Raw genomic sequence first — 17,227 nt, 5'->3', positions numbered from 1 at the left:
CGGAATGCGTTTCATCGGGGCGTTCCTCGTCTTCGCCCTCCACGCCACCCAGTTCCCCTACATCAGGGGGTCGACAGGAGACTTCCTCGGCGACGTGTTCGCCAACTCCGGCTACTACGGCGTGACGTTCTTCTTCCTGCTGAGCGGTTTCGTGCTGACCTGGGTGGCCAGGCCCGGCGACCGGGCCACGAGCATCTGGCGGCGCAGGGTGGTGAAGGTCTTCCCGAACCACCTGGTCACCCTCGGGCTCACCGCGGTCCTGATGCTGATCGCGTCGGACGTCTTCACGCTCAAGGCGACGCTGGCCAATGTCTTCCTCGTCCAGTCGTGGTTCAGCGACGTGGGGACGTCGCGGACGATGAACACGGTCAGCTGGTCGCTCTCCTGCGAGCTCTTCTTCTACCTCAGCTTCCCGGCGCTGCTCTGGCTCGTGAACCGGGTGCCGTTCCGTCGCCTCTGGGTACTCGCGGGCGGCGTCGCCGCACTCACGTGGGTCGCGCCACTGGTGGGCCAGTACCTGATCAACGGCCCCGCGCTGGGCGTCCCGCCGTACGGCTCGCTCTCCTACGAGCAGATCTGGTTCGTCTATCTCTTCCCGCCGGTGCGGGCCCTGGAGTTCGTCCTCGGCATGGTGATCGCCCGGCTGGTGATGGCCGGAGCGTGGCCTCGCCTCGGACTGGTGCCCGCCGGTCTGATCGCCGTGGGCGGCTACGTGGTCACCCTGCAGCTCCCGTACCTGTTCGGTCTGGGCGGCGGGTCCGTCGTCTGGCTCGTGCCGCTGGTGGCCGCCGGGGCGCTCGCCGATACGCGGGGCGATGCCTCACCGTTCCGCCATCGGGCCCTGGTGTGGCTCGGCGAACGGTCCTTCGCCTTCTACATGGTGCACGCCGTGGTCCTCATGTACTGCTACCGGTGGATCGCGGTCCACTACGAGATGTCGCCGGTCGCCGGGGCCGGGCTGGTCCTCGCCATCTTCGTGTTCTGTCTCGCGCTCTCCCACGCGCTGTTCACGTGGGTGGAGATGCCCTTGGTCCGCCGGTTCAGCCGACCCCGGGCGAAGAACACCGTGCGGGCTGCCCCGGAGAGTGTTCTGGTCTCGGTGAAGGGGGACGACTGAACCCTGATGAGCACGATCACCAAAGGCAGTTGAGTGCGGACGTATGAGTGCACGAGTGCATGAGTGGCTGTGAGCGAGGGCCCTCACGTCGTTCCCTGGCGTGGGGGCCCTCGCCAGGTCAGCGGCCGGTCGAACCGTCGATCAGCTCGCGCAGGATGTCGGCGTGGCCCGCGTGCCGCCCGGTCTCCTCGATCATGTGGGTGAGGGCCCACCGGACGCTGGGGGCGGGTCGGGCCGACTCCGGCCGGGGGACGGGGGCCCCGGGATCGCCGCACGTGTCGAGCACGACGTTCGCGCGCTCGACCGCGTCCTGGTAGCGGGCCACGACCTCGGCCACGCTGTCCGCAGCCGCGGCCGCGAACGTCCCCTGCCAGTCGGCGACGTCCTCCCCGAGGAACATCGAACGCTCCACGAACGTCAGGTGGTTGAGCAGGCCGAGCAGGTTCGTCCCCGACGGCACGGCGGCTGTGCGCACCTGCGGTTCGGGTGCGCCGTCGACCTTCGCGGCCATCGAGGTCCGGAGGTAGTCGAGGAATCCGCGCAGGACCTCGAGCTCGTCGTTCGCGGTCCGGGGCGGAGGGGTGTCGCGGCGGCGGTTGCGGCGGGTGGTGCTGGGCACGGTGAGCTCCTTCGTTGCCGACGGCGGTGCGGGCCGCCGTGTCATCCGGTGCGGCGGACGAGCAGGACGTGATCGGTGACCTCGGTGGTGCGCCCGTCCGGCCCGTTGGCGATCCGGCGGGGCGCGTCGGCCCGCTCGACCGTCCAGGTCCGCGGGTCCAGGTCCATGCCGGCGGCGACCTCCTGGGGGCTCGGGTAGCGGGTCCCGGGATCCTGGTTCCACGACCACGGCGCGGTCGAGCCGTGGTCGACGACCAGCAGCCGCCCGCCCCGGCGCAGCGCAGATGCGGCCGAGCGCAGGACGGACGTCCGGTCCAGGTCGCAGGGGGTGTGCAGATAGTGGGCGCAGATCAAGTCGAAGCTGCCGGCGGGAAAGGACTGGTGCACGTCGTGCCGCACGCCGACGACGCGGTCGCCGAGGCCCCGTGCACGGGCACGATCGTCGCCCCGTCCGACCGCCACAGCCGAGATGTCCACGGCGGTGACGCGCCACCCCTGACCGGCGAGCCACAGCGCGTCGCCGCCCTCACCGCAACCGAGGTCCAATGCGTCGCCCGGCTCCAGGCCCGTCACCGTCTCGGTGAGCCGAGCGTTGGGGGACGGCCCGTCGGGGGACGTCGCGTCGGCCCCGGGCCGGGCCGCGTAGACGCCGTCCCAGAACACGGCAGCATCAGTGGCGCTCATGAAGACTCCCTGCGTAGGAATGCACTCAGTGCCTCGTAATGCACGGGGTGCGTCGGAGTGCCCTCAGTCTCGGCAGGGCCCCCACGGCTTGGCACGGGAACTTGCGGTATTGGCAAAGCACCGCCGAGCACTGCCAAGCACCGCCGAGCACTGCCAAGCACCGCCGAGCGCCGCCAAGCGCCGCCCAGCAGGGCCAGGCGGCGCCCGAGGGGTCCCTGCCGGCCGAAAACCGGATGCGGACCGCCGATGCGGTGAGGTCTGATCAGCGGTATGCGAGGTATGCCGACGGTGATGAGTGAGCCGGGGACCGACGGGCTCGGCGAAGTGGTGGGCGTGCTGCGGGATTGGCAGTACGAGGGGGCGCCGATGCAGTTGCATCCGAGGGACCTGGGCTGGTTCTGGCGAGAGGGCGCGGAGGCGACGGCGGCGGCGGTCCGGACGTGGAGCCGGAACGGACGGGTGCTCGCCGTCGGCCTGCTGGACGGGCCCGGGCTGCTGCGGCTGACCATCGCGCCGGAGGCCCGGCAGGACGGGGAACTGGCGCGGCAGCTGGCCGAGGACGTGACGGTGCCGGAGCGCGGCGTACTGCCCGCCGAGGGGAAGAGGGCCATCGAGTCACCCATGGGGGCAAGGTTCCGCGACCTCCTGGCCGAGCACGGCTGGGACATCGACGAGCCGTGGACGCCACTGCGCCGCGACCTCTCGGAGCCGGTGCCCGACCCGGGCGTGCGGACCGAGGTGGTGAGCGGCCCGGAGGGGACGCAGGCGCGCACCGCCGTCCATCGGTCCGCGTTCGGCAGCACGATGTTCACGGAGGAGCGCTGGCGGGCGATGGCGTCCGGACCGCCCTACGCCGATGCCCGGTGCCTGGTGGCGTACGACGGCCGGGGCGACGCGGTGGCGGCGGTGACGGTGTGGTCGGCCGGACCTGACAGGCCCGGGCTGCTCGAACCGATGGGCGTGCACCGCGAACACCGCGGGCGCGGCTACGGCAGGGCGATCACCGTCGCCGCGGCGGCCGCGCTCCAGGAGCTGGGCTCGTCCAGCGCGCTCGTCTGCACCCCGAGCGCCAATACCGGAGCCGTCGCCACGTACGAGTCGGCGGGGTTCCGGCAACTCCCGGCGATGTACGACCAGTTCCGGGAGGCGTAGGGCACCTCCCCGCACCCGGCGCTGCGCATCCGCTTGCCGCACTCGCTCCCGCCGGGCACCCGCACCTCAGGGCGGGCACCCGTCAGGCGTCGAAGCGGCGGCGCGCGTCCTCGATGTGGCCGAGGTTGCGGTGCGTCCAGCCGCACATGGCGTCGACCGTGGCGAGGAGACCGCGGCCCGGCTCGGTGAGGGTGTACTCGACCCGCGGCGGCACGGTGGGGTGCACCTTCCGGTCGACCAGGCCGTTGCGCTCCAGCATGCGCAGATTCTGGGTGAGCATCTTGTGGCTGACGCCCTCGACCTGGTCGCGCAACTCGCTGAAGCGCAGCGTGCGTTCGCCGAGCGCCTCGATGATCAGCAGGGCCCACTTGTTGGCGACGTCCGAGAAGATCTCCCGTGCGAGGGAGTCCGCGCGCCGCAGATCCGCGTCCGCGGGCAGGCCCTTGAGTTGCTGCTTGGTCCCCATCTGGTTCCTCCGTCACCGATAAGTGTGTCAGCCCGGGTCGGCGCCAACTCTCCTACGGTTCCTGAGCATCCACAAGAGACCATGATCCAGGGCCGTTGTCAGTGCCTCCCCATAGAGTGAATACATCACTCGGGGAACCTCGGAGGGGGAGCACACACGTGTCCGCAAACAGGATTCAGCACAAGGTGAACCACGTCGCTCTGGTCGTGGACAGTTCGGGTTCCATGTATCCGCACCAGAGCCAACTCATCCGCGTCGTCGATGAGTTCGTTGCGGGGCTCAAGGCTGAATCGGACAGCCTCGGGCACGAGACCCGGATCAGCCTCTATTCCTTCGACCACCGGGTGGAGAACCTGGTGTGGGACATGGACGTGAAGCATCTTCCGTCCATGCGCGGCCTGTACAAGGTGAACAATGGCGCGACGGCACTGATCGAGGCTTCTCTCAAGTCCCTGGACGACCTCGGCCATATCTGGGAGGAGTACGGCGAGCACAGCTTCCTCCAGATCGTCGTGACGGACGGTGAGGAGAATGCGTCCGGGGGAGACATACGCCACGACGGCGACATGACGATCCTCGGCCCCTGGCTCGACAAGATCACCGCGAAGATGGGCGGCCTCCCGGGCCACTGGACGTCCGCCATCCTCGTGCCCAACTCCCTGGCCAAGCGCACCGCGCAGAACTACGGCTTCCCGGCCGGCAACATCGCCATCTGGGACGCGGACTCCCAGAAGGGCGTCGAGGAGGCCATCGGCACCGTGCGCGCCGCCGCCACCAGCTTCCTGCGCGGGCGGGAACAGGGCGTGCGCGGCACGAAGAACCTGTTCGCCGTCGGCCAGGACATATCGCTCGACGAGGTGCGGGCGAACCTCGAACCGATTCCGGCGGACAAATACCGGCTCCTGAAGGTCGACAAGGAGGTCGAGATCCGCCCCTTCGTGAACTCGCATCCGGGAGTCACGTATGAACGCGGCGCCTGCTATTACCAGTTGGGCGCCCGCGCCCAGGTCCAGCAGAACAAAGAAGTCATCGTGGTCGACAAGGACACCGACCGCGCTTATACGGGAGACGCGGCGCGCAGCCTCCTCTTCGGTTCGGGAATCCAGGGGACCGTTTCCGTGAAGGCGGGAAACAATCCCAAGTTGGAGGTGTATGTGCAGAGCCGTTCGGTGAACAGGAAGCTCAAGCCGAAGACGCGTCTGCTCATCATGCTCTGACCTTGCAGCGGTAAGGGGAGGCGAGGAGAAGTAAGAAATGGGGTCCGAAGGCGAACTCGCCCTCGGACCCCATTCTTTACGGCTTCGCCTGCTTCACCGACTTCATCGGTATCACCGGCGTCGGCGTCAGGCCGTCCTCAGCGAAGCGCGGAACGTCGCTGTTCTCCTCCCGCATGCCGTTCTTCTCGCGGATCCACTTGCCGGCCAGCGCCGGGATCCACGCCGAGAACTCGCTCTGGGTGAGGTCCTGCGGGACCTTGGCACCGCGCTGGTTGAGGTCCGTGGCGGGCAGCGGCAGGCTCGGGTCGATGCGCTCGGCGGGGGAGTCCGCCATCGTGGTGTCCCACACCTGCAGGGCGAACGTCGTGCAGTTCCTGGCGGGGGACCCGGCCCAGCCGCCGGTCAGCAGGTAGTTCCAGGTGGGCAGCAGCGTGTACTTTTCGTCGGCCTTCTTGCGCCGCTCGATCTCCCGCTCGAAGGCCGATTCCTGGGTGGAGTTGAGGGTCTTGCAGCGGGCGGCGCGCGGCGAGTAGGCCCCGTCGCGGTCCTGCTTGCGGCTCGGCCGGTCCCACTCCACCAGGGGCTTGCCGGGCGCGTTGAAGTCGTAGCCGGTGTAGTTGACGGACATGCCGTCCACCGGGCTGCCGTCGCCGTTGCGGCCGTCGGGGTCCTGCGGCTGGAAGGAGTACGTGTCGTAGCGTGCGGCCTCGCCCCCGGCCAGCTTGCGCTGGAACGCGCCGTCGGAGTTGAAGTGCACCAGCCAGCTGTGGCCGAACACGTGCTGGCTCACGTTCAGTTCGTACAGCAGCTTGTTCATCTGCTCCTTGTAGGAGAGCTGCCCGTACTTGTCCTTGAAGTCCTGGGAGTTCCACACGCTGTAGGCGCGGCTGCCCACGTCCCAGACGTAGCCGCCGGTGGTCTTCTCCGTGGTCTCGGTGCTGTAGATGCACAGGGTGTTGTTCGGTGGTGCGCCGGTCCGGTCGGCGGCGGCCGACGGCTCCGCCGCGGCGGCAGGTCCGGCGACGAGAGCCGTGGCCAAGACCGCCAGGGCGCATGCAGAGGGGAGGGAGGTGCGTAAATTCACCGCTTATGTATACATCCGATGCCGCCATTCATGATCATTTAGGGGTCGCTTTTCGGTCACACCCCGCCCGGTCCCCCTGGCCCCGCCCCGCTCAGCGCACCAGGCAGGGCCGCTTGGCGTCGAACTGCCAGTCGGGGACGAGGAATTGCATGGCAACGCTGTCGTCCCGGGCGCCGAGCGCCTTCTTCAGATAGAGCTCGTGCGCGGCGTGCAGTCGGTCCAGGTCGAGGGTGACGCCCAGGCCGGGGGCGTCGGGAACGGCGATCTCGCCGCCGACGATGCGCGGCGGGGCGGTGGTGAGCCGCTCCTGTCCTTCCTGCCAGATCCAGTGGGTGTCCAGGGCGTTGTACGCGCCGGGCGCCGCGGCGCCGCAGTGAACCACCATGGCCAGCGAGATGTCGAAGTGGTTGTTGGAGTGACAGCCCCAGGTCAGTCCCATCGCATGGCACAGCTGGGCCACGCGGACCGAGCCCTGCAGGGTCCAGAAGTGCGGATCGGCCAACGGGATGGAGACCGACTGCAGGGCCAGCGCGTGCGTCAACTGCCGCCAGTCGGTGGCGATCATGTTGGTCGCCGTCGGCAGCCCCGTCGCCCGGCGGAACTCGGCGAGGACCTCGCGCCCCGAATAGCCGTCCTCGGCGCCGCAGGGGTCCTCGGCGTAGGCGAGCGTGCCGACCAGCGGCGCGCACAGCTCGACGGCCTCGCGCAGCGACCAGGCGCCGTTCGGATCGAGGGTGATGCGGGCCTCGGGGAAGCGGTCCTTGAGGGCGCGTACCGCCCGGACCTCCTCACCGCCCGGCAGGACCCCGCCCTTGAGCTTGAAGTCCTGGAAGCCGTAGTGGTCGTGCGCGGCCTCGGCCTGGCGGACGATCGCCTCGGGGGAGAGGGCCTCCTCGTGCCGGATCCGGTGCCACGCGACCGCGGCGTCGGGCTCACGCGCGTACTCCAGAGAGGTGCGGTCCGGGTCGCCGACATAGAAGAGGTAGCCCAACACGCGTACGGAATCCCGCTGTTGACCGTCCCCGAGGAGCGCCGCGACGGAGACGCCGAGGTGCTGTCCCAGCAGGTCGAGCAGCGCCGACTCGACGGCGGTGACGGCGTGCACCGTGGTGCGCAGGTCGAAGGTCTGCTCGCCCCGCCCGGTGGTGTCGCGGTCGCCGAAGCGGAGCCCGATCTCGCGCAGGACGCGCTTGTAGTCGCCCACCGTCGCGCCGACGACCAGGGGCGCGGCATCGCGCAGCGTCGCCATGATGGCCTCGCCGCCGGGCACCTCGCCGAGGCCGGTACGGCCCTCGGAGTCGGTGAGGACGACGACGTTGCGGGTGAAGTAGGGGCCGTGGGCGCCGGACAGGTTGAGCTCCATGCAGTCGCGCCCGGCCACGGGATAGACGGCGAAGCCGGTCACGGTGGGCTGGGCGGCGGTGCGGGCGGGGGTGTTCATCAAGGCTCCTCGGGGGCCAGGGGATTGCGGTCGTCCAGTCGTCCGGTCATCGGGTCACAGGCTGAGCGCGTCCAGGGCCGCCTCGACGGCGAGCACGCCGCCGAGGCCCAGGACCGCGAGGGTCGTCGTGTAGGTGGTGCGGGCCTTGAGCGCGTCGACGACGGAGAGGTTGAAGTACTCCTTGAACATCCAGAAACCGGGATCGTTCACATGGGAGAACGCGATCGATCCGCAGGAGACGGCGAGCACCATCATCTCCGGGTGCGCCCCGCTGCCCGCGAGCAGCGGCAGGACCACCCCGGACGCGGTGACGACGGCGACGGTCGCGGAGCCGAGCGCCACCCGCAGGATGGCGGCGATCAGCCACGCGAGGACGATCGGTGAGAGGGGCCAGCCGTCCGTCGTGTCCTTGATGTAGTCGGAGATCCCGCCGTCGACGAGCACCTGCTTGAACGCGCCGCCTGCGCCGATCACGAGCAGGATCATCGCCATCGCCGAGGCGGCGGACCGGCAGGACTCGGCGACCTCCGAAAGGCTGCGGCCGACGCGCGGCCCGAACGCCCACAGGGACAGCAGCAGGGTGAGCAGGAGCGCGACGGGCGCGGAACCGAGGAAGGCGATGACGTGCAGGAGCGGCGAGTCGCCGGACGCGGCCATGTCGGTCACGGCGGCCCCGGCGATGAGGACCACGGGGAACAGCGCCACCGTCAACGACCAGGCCAGGCCCGGCATCTCGGCATCGCTGAACACGCGCCCGCCGACCAGCCCCTCGGGCAGGGTGGGGCGCATGCGGCGTACGAAGGGCAGGCGCGGCCACACCAGGGCGATGAGGGCGCCGACGGGCACGGCGATGAACAGGCCGTAGAACAGCGTCAGTCCGGCGGACGCGTGGAAGGCGGCGGCCACGGTGGTGGGGCCCGGGTGCGGCGGCAGGAAGCTGTGCATGGTGGACAGGGCGATCGACATCGGCAGGCCGACCCAGAGCAGATCGGCGCCGGTGACGCGGACCAGCGTGAACGCGACCGGGACGATGATGACGAAGGCGACCTCGTAGAACATGGTCACGCCGATGAGCATGGCCGCCACGACCATCGCCACCTGCACCCAGCGCGGACCGAAGGCGGCAAGCAGCCGGTCGGCGATGCGCTGCGCGGCCCCCGAGTCACCCATGACGCGGCCGGCCATGGCGCCGAGACCGATGGTCAGCATGGTGTCGCCGATCTGGTCGCCGATGCCCTTGGAGAGCACGTCGGGTATCGCCGCCACCGGGATGCCGCGCACCAGGGCCACGCCGACCGCCACGAGCAGCAGCGCGGCGAAGCCGTTGAGTTTCAGCCGGGTCATGAGCAGGAGCAGGGCCACGACGCTGATGCCGACGACGAGCAGGGGCAACGTCAGTTCTCCTTCGACCGCGGCGGACGGCGTCCACAGGGCGTCCATGTATGAGAACTGAAGTTAGAATCGTGAATCGCGTGGGTCAATGGATGTGCACGGGCGGATCGTGTGGAAGGGGTGTGCGGGACGAGTCGGACGGTCGCGCTCAGTCGTCCGACTCGCCCCGCACACAGGGCACTTGTCCGCCGGGGAGGGTCAGTCCGTGTAGACCTCGGCCCGGTCCACGCTCACGAAGGAGCCGCTGGACGAGGAGTTGTGCTCACCGGTGACCCGCACGCGCAGCGTGTGGCGCCCGCTCGCGAGGCGGGGGCTGAGGTACTGGAGGGTCTCGCCGGTGCGGATCGCGCCATGGAAGTCGACGCGCTGCTCGGGGCCGCCGTCGACGCTGATCGCGGCGATGCCGTTGCCGGTGTCCTTCACGGAGAGCAGGGCGATCCGGGTACCGGTGAAGCGATACGTGGCGGTGTTGCCCGCCTTGTCGCTCCAGTGGTCGTCGCTCCAGAAGCACTGGGTGGCACAGCCCGTGCCCGAGTTCCAGGTGCCCGTGTAGGAGACGGTGCCGTCGCCGCTGGACCGGCCGTCGTCGTTGATCCAGTGGTTGCCCGACCCCGGATCGCCGGACGGCAGGTCCTGGGTCGCCCCCAGCGCGAGCGGCCTGCCGAGGTTCGGGCTGCCGTCCGCGTTCCAACTGATCTTCTGGGCGCGGGTGGTGCGGTTCGAGTACGTGTTCACCGCCGTGGTCTTGGCGTGGTAGATCAGCCAGTCCTCCTTGCCGTCGGGGGACTTGAAGAAGGCGTGGTGGCCGGGGCCGTACACGCCGCGGTCGTCGGCGCGCGAGAAGACGGGCCCGGAGTGCTGCTTCCAGTTGCCGGGCACCAGCGGGTCGGCGCCGTCCGGCAGGGACATCATCCACAGCTGGTAGTCGGGCTTGCCGGTGTCGCAGGTCGAATACGTCATCCACGTACGGCCGTTGCGGTGGAGGAACTCCGGGCCCTCGCGGACCTCGGGGCAGCCCCCGGCGCCGTCGAGCGCGACGGCGCCGCCCGAGACGGTGTACGGGTTCGACATCGGCGCGATGTTGAGCCCGTTGTGCTGGTACGGGTTGCGGCCGCTGTAGGCCAGGTAGAGCTTGCCGTTGTGCTGGAAGACGCCCGGGTCGATGGCGAAGTCGTTCGCGTGGTTGGGCGGGGCGAGCTTCGCCTTGAAGTGGTACGGGCCGGCCGGGTCGTCGCCCTGCGACTCCAGGACGTACAGACGGTGGTGCTCGTCGGTGCCGTCGTCGGCGGTGTAGTAGAGGTACCAGTGGTCGCCGAAGCGGTAGAACTCCGGCGCCCAGATGTTCTTGTTGCGCGAGGCGTCGGTGTCCTTCCACACAGTGATGGGGTCGGCGTCGAGCAGCGTGGACATGGACTTCGAACGCCACATCTTGATGCTGTCGCCCTGGGTGGTCGTGAGGTGGTAGGCCCCGTTGGCGTACGCCATGAAAGGATCGGGGCCGGTGTTCAGGGGGTTGCGGAAGGTGCCCGACGCCGCGGCGGGGGCGGGCTTGTCCGCTACGGCCTGCGGCGAGGCGACCAGGCCGATGAGCAGGGCCAGTAAGGCGGTGATCAGGGCTGAGCGGTGCCGGGTGCGCATGGGCGGCTCCTTACATCGATGTAAACCTCATAGCCCCAGGACCGTAGGGAAGAGGCGAAGGGCATGTCAACGGGACGCCTGTCCGCGCGTGTTGACGGTGGGCCCGCTCGGACTCGGTGGGCTGCCCGGGCTCACTGGCCGCCGAGGCCGGTCGTCGCCACCGACTTGACGATGTGCCGCTGGAAGAAGACGAACACCACCACGAGCGGCAGCGCGGCGAGCACCGCCGAGGCCATCGACTGCGCGTACTGGATGCCGTAGGCGTCCTTCACCGACGTGATGCCGACGGGCAGCGTCATCAGGGACGGGTCGGAGGTGGACACGAACGGCCACAGGAAGTTGTTCCACGCCCCGATGAACACGAAGATCGCCACGGCGGCGAGCATCGGACGCGACAGCGGAAGCAGCACCGACCAGAAGATCCGCCAGTGTCCGGCCCCGTCGATCCGGGCCGCCTCCTCCAACTCCCGCGGCAGCGAGTCGAAGTGCTTCTTCAGGATGAACACCATCACCGGCGCCACCGTCTGCGGCAGGATCACCGCCGCGTACGTGTCCAGCAGGTGCAGCGTCAGCATCTGCCGGAACCACGGCACGATCAGGATCTGCGGCGGGACCAGCACGGCCGCGACCGTGAGCGCGAACAGGGAGCGGCGCCCGGCGAACGCCGTACGGGAGAAGGCGTATCCGGCCATCGCGGAGACGAGCACCGTGATCACGGTCACGGCGGCCGAGATCAGCAGGCTGTTGAGCATCCACAGCGGCAGGTCGCCGCGCTCCCAGACGGTGGTGAACCCTTTGAGGGTGAGGCCGTGCCTCGGCCACAGCCAGTGCAGCGGATCGCTGGCGTCCTGCTCGGACTTGAAGGCCGTCAGCAGGGCCCAGGACATCGGCAGCAGCCACACCAGGGCGGCGGCCGTGAGCGCAGTGGTCGCCAGGACGCGGGCGGTGCGGCTCTCCCCGAGCGTCAGGTTGCCGCGGGCGCGCGACGGCCGCCGTGGTGGCCCGGGCGGGCGCACCGGGGGCATTTTCCGGGGTGCGGAGGCGGCGCGGACGGAGGTGTCGGTGGAGGCCATGGTCACTTCTCCCGGCGGCGGAGTGCGGTGAGCTGGAGCGCGGAGGCGAGGATCACGAGGGCGAAGAAGATGTAGCTGATCGCCGAGGCGTAGCCGAGCCGGTAGCCGGTGAAGCCCATGTCGTAGACGTACTCGACGACGGGCCGCGTGGAGTTGTTCGGGCCGCCCTTGGTGAGCAGATAGACCTGGTCGAAGACCTTCAGGGACGCGAGGACCTGCAGCACGGTGATGACGACCGTGATGCGGCCGAGCTGGGGCAGCGTGATCGACCACAGGCGCCGCCACGCCCCGGCCCCGTCGATCGCCGCCGCCTCGTAGAGGTGGTCCGGGATCGACTGCAGCGCGGCCAGGTACAGCAGGAAGTTGAAGCCGACCGTCCACCACAGCGTCGTCAGGGCGATCGCCCACAGGGCCACCGACTCGTCGGTGAGCCAGCCGACCTGACCGAGCCCGAGCCCGTCGAGGAGATGGTTGTAGAGCCCGAGGTCGGGCTGGTACAGCCAGAGCCACAGCAGGCTGACCACGCCGACGGGCAGCAGATACGGCGCGAAGAACGCGAGCCGCCACACCCACTGGCCCGGCAGACCCGTGTGCACGAGCAGCGCCATGCCCAGCGCCACGGCGACGAGCGGGACCGTGGAGATGGCGGTGAACAGGACGGTGTGCCCGAGCGCCCGCCACATCTCTGCGTCCCGGAACGCCTCGGTGAAGTTGTCGACGCCGATGAACGAGGGCGCGTGCGTCGACAGGGACGCGTCCGTCAGGCTCATCCACAGCCCTTGGCCCAGCGGCCAGACCATGAACACCGCGAACAGGGTGAGGAAGGGCAGCGCGAAGAGCAGGCCCGGTGACAGCAGCCGTCGCACCGGCCGGCCCCCGGCCGGGGGCGAGGCGTGCGGAGAGGGCATCGTGGTGCCTCCTGCGAGAGGGGTGGCGGCCGGTCAGGCCGGGCTGGGCTTGGCGAGGAAGGTGTTGAGGCGCCGCACCATCGCGCGCGCCGCACGGCCTGGGGACAGGCCGTCCAGCAGAGCCTGCTGGAGGACCTGCGACATCGCGTTCTGGAAGTCGGAGCCCGCGCCCGCGAACCAGACCGAGGGGTCCAGGACGACATGGTCCTGGGCCGACTTGTAGTGCGCCTGCGGCAGCAGCTCCCCGTACTCCCTGGTCCGGGTCACCGGCCCGTACGCGGGGATGTGACCGGCACCCGCCCAGATCTGACCGGCCTTCAGGAGGGCGGCCACCGCCCGGTGCGTACGGCGCCGGTGCCGCTCGTCGGGTCGGTCGCGGTGGGGGAGCACGAAGGAGTGGGAGTCGGCGTAGACGGCGGGCGTGCCGAAGACGGTGGGGAACGGGGCCGCGCCCACCTTCTTGTCCGCGGCCCGGAAGGTGCCGAGCTCCCACTCGCCCGAAAGGATCATCGCCGTCTGCCGGTTGGAGAATGCGGCGATGCCCGACGCGTAGTCCAGGCGCCGGGGGTTGACCCGCCCGTCGACCAGCTTCGCCATGAAGGCGATCACTTCGGCCATGCGGTCGACGTCCACCTCGGACGGGCCGCCCTCGGGCAGCTCGAACGCGCCGCCCGTCTGCCGGTACAGCCCGTAGAACAGCCGCCAGCCCTGCGCGGGGTCGTTGGCGTACCCGAACGCGATGCCCTGCTTGCCGGACGCCTTCGCCAACTCTTTGCCCGCCGCGAGGAAACGGTCGGGCGAGGAGAACGCGTCCAGGTCGAGCGCGCTCTCCTTGGTGAGCAGACCGGCCTTCTCTGCGTGCTCCGGGTGGAAGAACACGATGAACGGGTGGGTGTCCAGCGGGATCGCGTACGTCTGCCCCTCGTACCGGGTCCGGGACCACACCACCTCGCTGAAGTCGCCCTGGCGGACGCCGTACCGGGCCAGCAGGCCGAGGTCCCAGGGGTCCACGAGGCCGGTGGGCGCGTACCCCGCGAGCCGCGACATGTGCGCGACCGCCACGTCCGGGCCGCGCCCGCCGGCCGAGGCCATCGCGAGCTTCGTGTAGTACGGGGTGCCCCACTCCAGGACCGTGCGGTCGATGTGGGCGCCCGCCATGCCGGGCCGCGCGGCCCGGGCCATGTCGTCGAACAGGGCGCCGTCGGCCCCGCTGAACGGGTCCCACAGCCGGACGGCCGACTCGTCGGCCGCCAGCGCACTGCCGCAGCCGCTGAGCGCCCCGGCGCCGAGGGCCGCGGCTCCGGCGCCGAGCGCGGCCGTCAGCACGCGCCGTCGGCTGGGTGCGGGACGACCGACGGTGGCAGGTATGCCGGTCATGAGGCTCCCTCAAGGTGGTCGGCGGTCCAGGAGGACCGGGCGGGGCCGGGCGGTTACGGCCGGCGGCGGTCCTCGAAGGCCGGGGCGCGCAGCTGTGCGTCCCGCAACAGCGCGGTGTCGACCTTCTCGCTGCGGTCGAAGCGGTAGACGCCGTTGCGCTCCTGGAAGACGTCCGTGAGCTGGGTGTAGCAGTAGCCGAACATGTCCGGGTCCTCCAGCAGCACCCCCGTCAGACCGGTGAACCGGTCGACGAACTCGGCGGCGGTGCGCGGCCGTTCGCCGTACCCCCACGACGCGTCGTGTTCGTCGCCCGCCGTGTCGGCCGCGGCCCGCGGGTCCCACCAGATGCCGCCGAATTCGCTGCAGAAGTACGGCTGCCCCCGGTAGGGCACGGACCAAGGGCGCCCTTCGGGGCCGGAGTTGACGTACGGGGTGTCCTCGGCGAGACCGGACATGATCTTGGCGAAGGCGGCCGGGTCCTGCTCGTAGCAGTGTGAGTCGTACACGTCGGTCTCCGGCACGCGGTGAGCGTACCCGGACGCGTCGATCACCGGACGCGTGGCGTCGGCCTGCTTGGTGGCCAGGAACATCGCCCGCGTCACGTCGTCGAGCTGGGTGATGCGGTCGTGCAGCGGCTGGTACGTCTCGTTGAGCGGGCACCAGCCGACGATCGAGGGGTGCGAGTAGTCCCGCTCGACGGCCTCGAGCCACTGCGCGACGTACGAGGCGTCGGGGCGCTGGTTGTCGTCGCGCACGCCGACCTCGCAGCCCCAGTCGCCGAACTCGCCCCACACCAGGTAGCCGAGCCGGTCCGCGTGGTACAAGTACCGCTCCTCGAAGACCTTCTGGTGCAGCCGGGCCCCGTTGAAGCCCGCCGCGAGGCCGAGTTCGATGTCGCGGACGAGGTCGGCGTCGCTCGGCGCGGTCATCAGGCCGTCCGGGTAGTAGCCCTGGTCCAGGACGAGGCGCTGGAAGAGCGGCTCGCCGTTCAGCAGGAGCCGCTTGCCGTCGATCGAGACCGAGCGCAGCCCCGCGTACGACCGTGCCCGGTCCACCGATCTGCCCTCCGCGTCGACGACTTCGAGCGTGAGGTCGTACAGATGCGGGTCCTGCGGCGACCAGACGCGCAGCCGCTCGGCGGGCACGGCGAGCGCCAGGCGGGGACACAGGCCGAGATCGGCGCGGGCCTCGGCGGTGACGACGGTGCCGTGCTCGTCGGCGAGGGTCGCGCGCACCCGGTGCCCGGACGCGGTGCCGCTCAGCGGGAGTTCGAGGAAGAACGTCCCCGAGGCCAGGTCGGGCGTGATGCGCGGCCGCTGCAGCGCGACGTCGCGGGGCACGGGCTCCAGCCACACGGTCTGCCAGATGCCGGTCGTCCGGGTGTAGTGGCAGTGGGTGTTGGCGTACCAAGTGGCCTGCTTGCCGCGGGCCTGGACGCCGTGGCGGCTGTCGCGGGCCCGCACGACGACCGTCAACTCCTCGCCGGGGCGGGCCACATCGCCCAGGTCGGCGGTGAACGGGGTGAAGCCGCCGCGGTGCCGGGCGACCTCGACGCCGTCCGCCCAGACGGTCGTGTCGTGGTCGACCGCGCCGAAGTGCAACAGCACCCGGGCGTCGCCCCATGAGGCGGGCACGGTCACGGTCCGCCGGTACCAGACGGCCTCCAGGAAGTCCGTCTCGCCGACCCCGGACAGCTCCGACTCCGGGCAGAACGGCACGGTGATGCGGCCGGTCAACGCGCGCTCCCGCAGGCCGCGTTCGAGCCCCGTGTCGGCCCGGTCGAGTTCGAACTGCCACGCGCCGTTGAGGCTGAGCCAGTCCTCGCGGGCGAACTGCGGGCGCGGGTACTCGGGGCGCGGCGGGGCAGGGGGGTGCGGGGCGGGCATGGTGCTCCTTGCTCGTGGGGGAGATGCCAGGCGGTGCGAGAGCCATGGCATCATGCCGATTACATCGATGTAAACATTTCAGCGGCCATGGATGAGGGCCGGAGCGGTTTCGTGATGGTCGGTACGATCACGGGCGCGGCGGACGAAAGGAGTGCACAGCGTGGCGGCCAGGCCCAGGATCAAGGACGTTGCGGAGTACGCGGGGGTCTCGCCCAAGACCGTCTCCAACGTGATCAACAACTTCGAGCACGTCTCGGACCGCACGCGCGAAGCCGTGCGCGAGGCGATCGAAGCACTCGGCTACCGGGTGAACATCGCCGGGCGCCAACTGCGTCAGGGCCGCACCGGCATGATCACCCTGGCCGTCCCCGAACTCGACGTCGCCTACTTCGCCGAACTGGCCAAGCACGTGATGATCGAGGCCGACCGGCGGGGCCGGACCATGCTGCTGCACCAGACCGACGGCGCCCGCGAGCGCGAACTGGCCGCGCTGCACGGCTTCGACGCCCAGTTCTCCGACGGCGTCATCCTCAGCCCGCTCTCCCTGCGCCCCAGCGACCTCGTCACCCGCGACCGCGGGCTGCCCGTGGTCCTGCTCGGCGAGCGCCCCGCCGAGGGGAGCACCGACCATGTGGCCATCGACAACGTACGGGCCGCACGCGAGGCCACCGAACATCTCCTGTCCCGGGGCCGCCGCCGCATCGCCGTGGTGGGCGGCACGGTACGCGGCCGCCAGAGCACCGACCGGCTGCGCACCGACGGCTACCGGGAGGCGCTCCGGGCGGCGGGCATCCCCTTCGACAGCGACCTCGTGGTGCCGGTGGACGCGTTCCACTGGCAGGACGGCGCCCGCGCCGCGGCAGAGCTGATGGACGTCCCGCACCGCCCCGACGCCCTGCTCTGCCTCAACGACCACCTCGCGCTCGGCGCGCTGCGGGCCCTGCACGAACAAGGATGCAGCGTCCCCGGCGACCTGGACGTGGTCGGCTTCGACGACATCGAGGCATCCCGCTTCAGCGTGCCCAGCCTGACCACGGTGGCCCCCGACAAGAAGGAGATCGCCCGCGCCGCGGTGTCCCTGCTCCTGGAGCGCATCGACGATCCCGCCGCAGGGCCGCTGCAGGACCATGTGGTCGGCCACGAGGTCATCGTGCGGGAGAGCACCGGAGGCTGA

Annotated in this window: 15 protein-coding genes; 4 read left to right on the top strand and 11 right to left on the bottom strand. The window is 70.3% G+C overall.

Annotation, left to right across the window (positions count from 1 at the left end):
- Window positions 1–4: 4 nt before the first annotated feature.
- On the top strand, window positions 5–1,117 hold the full coding sequence (locus tag ACFWYM_RS41070; protein WP_384849538.1) for an acyltransferase family protein: 1,113 nt from the start codon (window positions 5–7) through the stop codon (window positions 1,115–1,117).
- A gap of 118 nt (window positions 1,118–1,235) precedes the next feature.
- On the opposite strand, the gene ACFWYM_RS41065 is transcribed toward ACFWYM_RS41070, so the two are convergent.
- Window positions 1,236–1,781: a DinB family protein gene (locus ACFWYM_RS41065; protein WP_384849535.1), complete on the bottom strand. Its 546-nt coding sequence runs from the start codon at window positions 1,779–1,781 to the stop codon at window positions 1,236–1,238.
- Window positions 1,778–2,419, bottom strand: a complete 642-nt coding sequence (locus ACFWYM_RS41060) for an SAM-dependent methyltransferase (protein WP_384849532.1) — start codon at window positions 2,417–2,419, stop codon at window positions 1,778–1,780. The genes ACFWYM_RS41065 and ACFWYM_RS41060 overlap by 4 nt, the downstream gene beginning before the upstream one ends.
- Window positions 2,420–2,698: 279 nt before the next feature.
- Between ACFWYM_RS41060 and ACFWYM_RS41055 the strand changes: the two genes are divergently transcribed.
- Window positions 2,699–3,571: a GNAT family N-acetyltransferase gene (locus tag ACFWYM_RS41055; RefSeq protein WP_384849563.1), complete on the top strand. Its 873-nt coding sequence runs from the start codon at window positions 2,699–2,701 to the stop codon at window positions 3,569–3,571.
- A gap of 82 nt (window positions 3,572–3,653) precedes the next feature.
- On the opposite strand, the gene ACFWYM_RS41050 is transcribed toward ACFWYM_RS41055, so the two are convergent.
- Complete coding sequence (locus ACFWYM_RS41050) at window positions 3,654–4,037, bottom strand: winged helix-turn-helix transcriptional regulator (RefSeq protein WP_384849529.1); 384 nt, start codon at window positions 4,035–4,037, stop codon at window positions 3,654–3,656.
- Window positions 4,038–4,195: 158 nt separating this feature from the next.
- On the opposite strand from ACFWYM_RS41050, the gene ACFWYM_RS41045 reads away from it, so the two are divergent.
- A complete protein-coding gene (locus tag ACFWYM_RS41045) occupies window positions 4,196–5,254 on the top strand; it encodes a VWA domain-containing protein (RefSeq protein WP_384849526.1) in 1,059 nt (352 codons plus the stop codon).
- A gap of 76 nt (window positions 5,255–5,330) precedes the next feature.
- Here the strand turns inward: ACFWYM_RS41045 and ACFWYM_RS41040 are convergent, their stop codons facing one another.
- From ACFWYM_RS41040 to ACFWYM_RS41005, 8 genes are all read right to left on the bottom strand, one after another.
- On the bottom strand, window positions 5,331–6,293 hold the full coding sequence (locus ACFWYM_RS41040; RefSeq protein WP_384849523.1) for a hypothetical protein: 963 nt from the start codon (window positions 6,291–6,293) through the stop codon (window positions 5,331–5,333).
- A gap of 136 nt (window positions 6,294–6,429) precedes the next feature.
- Entirely contained in the window at window positions 6,430–7,779 is a 1,350-nt protein-coding gene (locus ACFWYM_RS41035) for an enolase C-terminal domain-like protein (RefSeq protein ID WP_384849520.1), read from the bottom strand.
- Between the two features lie 54 nt (window positions 7,780–7,833).
- Complete coding sequence (locus ACFWYM_RS41030; RefSeq protein WP_384849560.1) at window positions 7,834–9,171, bottom strand: gluconate:H+ symporter; 1,338 nt, start codon at window positions 9,169–9,171, stop codon at window positions 7,834–7,836.
- Window positions 9,172–9,369: 198 nt separating this feature from the next.
- Window positions 9,370–10,809, bottom strand: a complete 1,440-nt coding sequence (locus ACFWYM_RS41025) for a glycoside hydrolase family 43 protein (RefSeq protein WP_384849517.1) — start codon at window positions 10,807–10,809, stop codon at window positions 9,370–9,372.
- Between the two features lie 131 nt (window positions 10,810–10,940).
- Entirely contained in the window at window positions 10,941–11,882 is a 942-nt protein-coding gene (locus ACFWYM_RS41020; protein WP_384849515.1) for a carbohydrate ABC transporter permease, read from the bottom strand.
- 2 nt (window positions 11,883–11,884) lie between these two features.
- Entirely contained in the window at window positions 11,885–12,790 is a 906-nt protein-coding gene (locus tag ACFWYM_RS41015; protein WP_384849512.1) for a carbohydrate ABC transporter permease, read from the bottom strand.
- A 33-nt stretch (window positions 12,791–12,823) separates the two neighbouring features.
- The gene (locus tag ACFWYM_RS41010; RefSeq protein ID WP_384849509.1) at window positions 12,824–14,167 is read right to left on the bottom strand and encodes an extracellular solute-binding protein; all 1,344 of its coding nucleotides are present in this window, start codon (window positions 14,165–14,167) and stop codon (window positions 12,824–12,826) included.
- 53 nt (window positions 14,168–14,220) lie between these two features.
- Entirely contained in the window at window positions 14,221–16,053 is a 1,833-nt protein-coding gene (locus tag ACFWYM_RS41005) for a glycoside hydrolase family 2 protein (protein ID WP_384849506.1), read from the bottom strand.
- A 160-nt stretch (window positions 16,054–16,213) separates the two neighbouring features.
- On the opposite strand from ACFWYM_RS41005, the gene ACFWYM_RS41000 reads away from it, so the two are divergent.
- On the top strand, window positions 16,214–17,227 hold the full coding sequence (locus ACFWYM_RS41000) for a LacI family DNA-binding transcriptional regulator (RefSeq protein ID WP_384849503.1): 1,014 nt from the start codon (window positions 16,214–16,216) through the stop codon (window positions 17,225–17,227).

It is taken from the genome of Streptomyces sp. NPDC059009 (assembly GCF_042740175.1).
In the GTDB taxonomy this organism is placed as follows: Bacteria; Actinomycetota; Actinomycetes; order Streptomycetales; family Streptomycetaceae; genus Streptomyces.
This window is presented reverse-complemented; position numbering and strand designations above follow the sequence as displayed.

Coding starts and splice junctions, on each gene's coding strand:
- ACFWYM_RS41015 (WP_384849512.1), bottom strand. CDS start 12,790: ATGCCCTCTCCGCACGCCTCGCCCCCGGCCGGGGGCCGGCCGGTGCGA.
- ACFWYM_RS41005 (WP_384849506.1), bottom strand. CDS start 16,053: ATGCCCGCCCCGCACCCCCCTGCCCCGCCGCGCCCCGAGTACCCGCGC.
- ACFWYM_RS41060 (WP_384849532.1), bottom strand. CDS start 2,419: ATGAGCGCCACTGATGCTGCCGTGTTCTGGGACGGCGTCTACGCGGCC.
- ACFWYM_RS41025 (WP_384849517.1), bottom strand. CDS start 10,809: ATGCGCACCCGGCACCGCTCAGCCCTGATCACCGCCTTACTGGCCCTG.
- ACFWYM_RS41035 (WP_384849520.1), bottom strand. CDS start 7,779: ATGAACACCCCCGCCCGCACCGCCGCCCAGCCCACCGTGACCGGCTTC.
- ACFWYM_RS41050 (WP_384849529.1), bottom strand. CDS start 4,037: ATGGGGACCAAGCAGCAACTCAAGGGCCTGCCCGCGGACGCGGATCTG.
- ACFWYM_RS41070 (WP_384849538.1), top strand. CDS start 5: ATGCGTTTCATCGGGGCGTTCCTCGTCTTCGCCCTCCACGCCACCCAG.
- ACFWYM_RS41010 (WP_384849509.1), bottom strand. CDS start 14,167: ATGACCGGCATACCTGCCACCGTCGGTCGTCCCGCACCCAGCCGACGG.
- ACFWYM_RS41020 (WP_384849515.1), bottom strand. CDS start 11,882: ATGGCCTCCACCGACACCTCCGTCCGCGCCGCCTCCGCACCCCGGAAA.
- ACFWYM_RS41065 (WP_384849535.1), bottom strand. CDS start 1,781: ATGACACGGCGGCCCGCACCGCCGTCGGCAACGAAGGAGCTCACCGTG.
- ACFWYM_RS41055 (WP_384849563.1), top strand. CDS start 2,699: ATGCCGACGGTGATGAGTGAGCCGGGGACCGACGGGCTCGGCGAAGTG.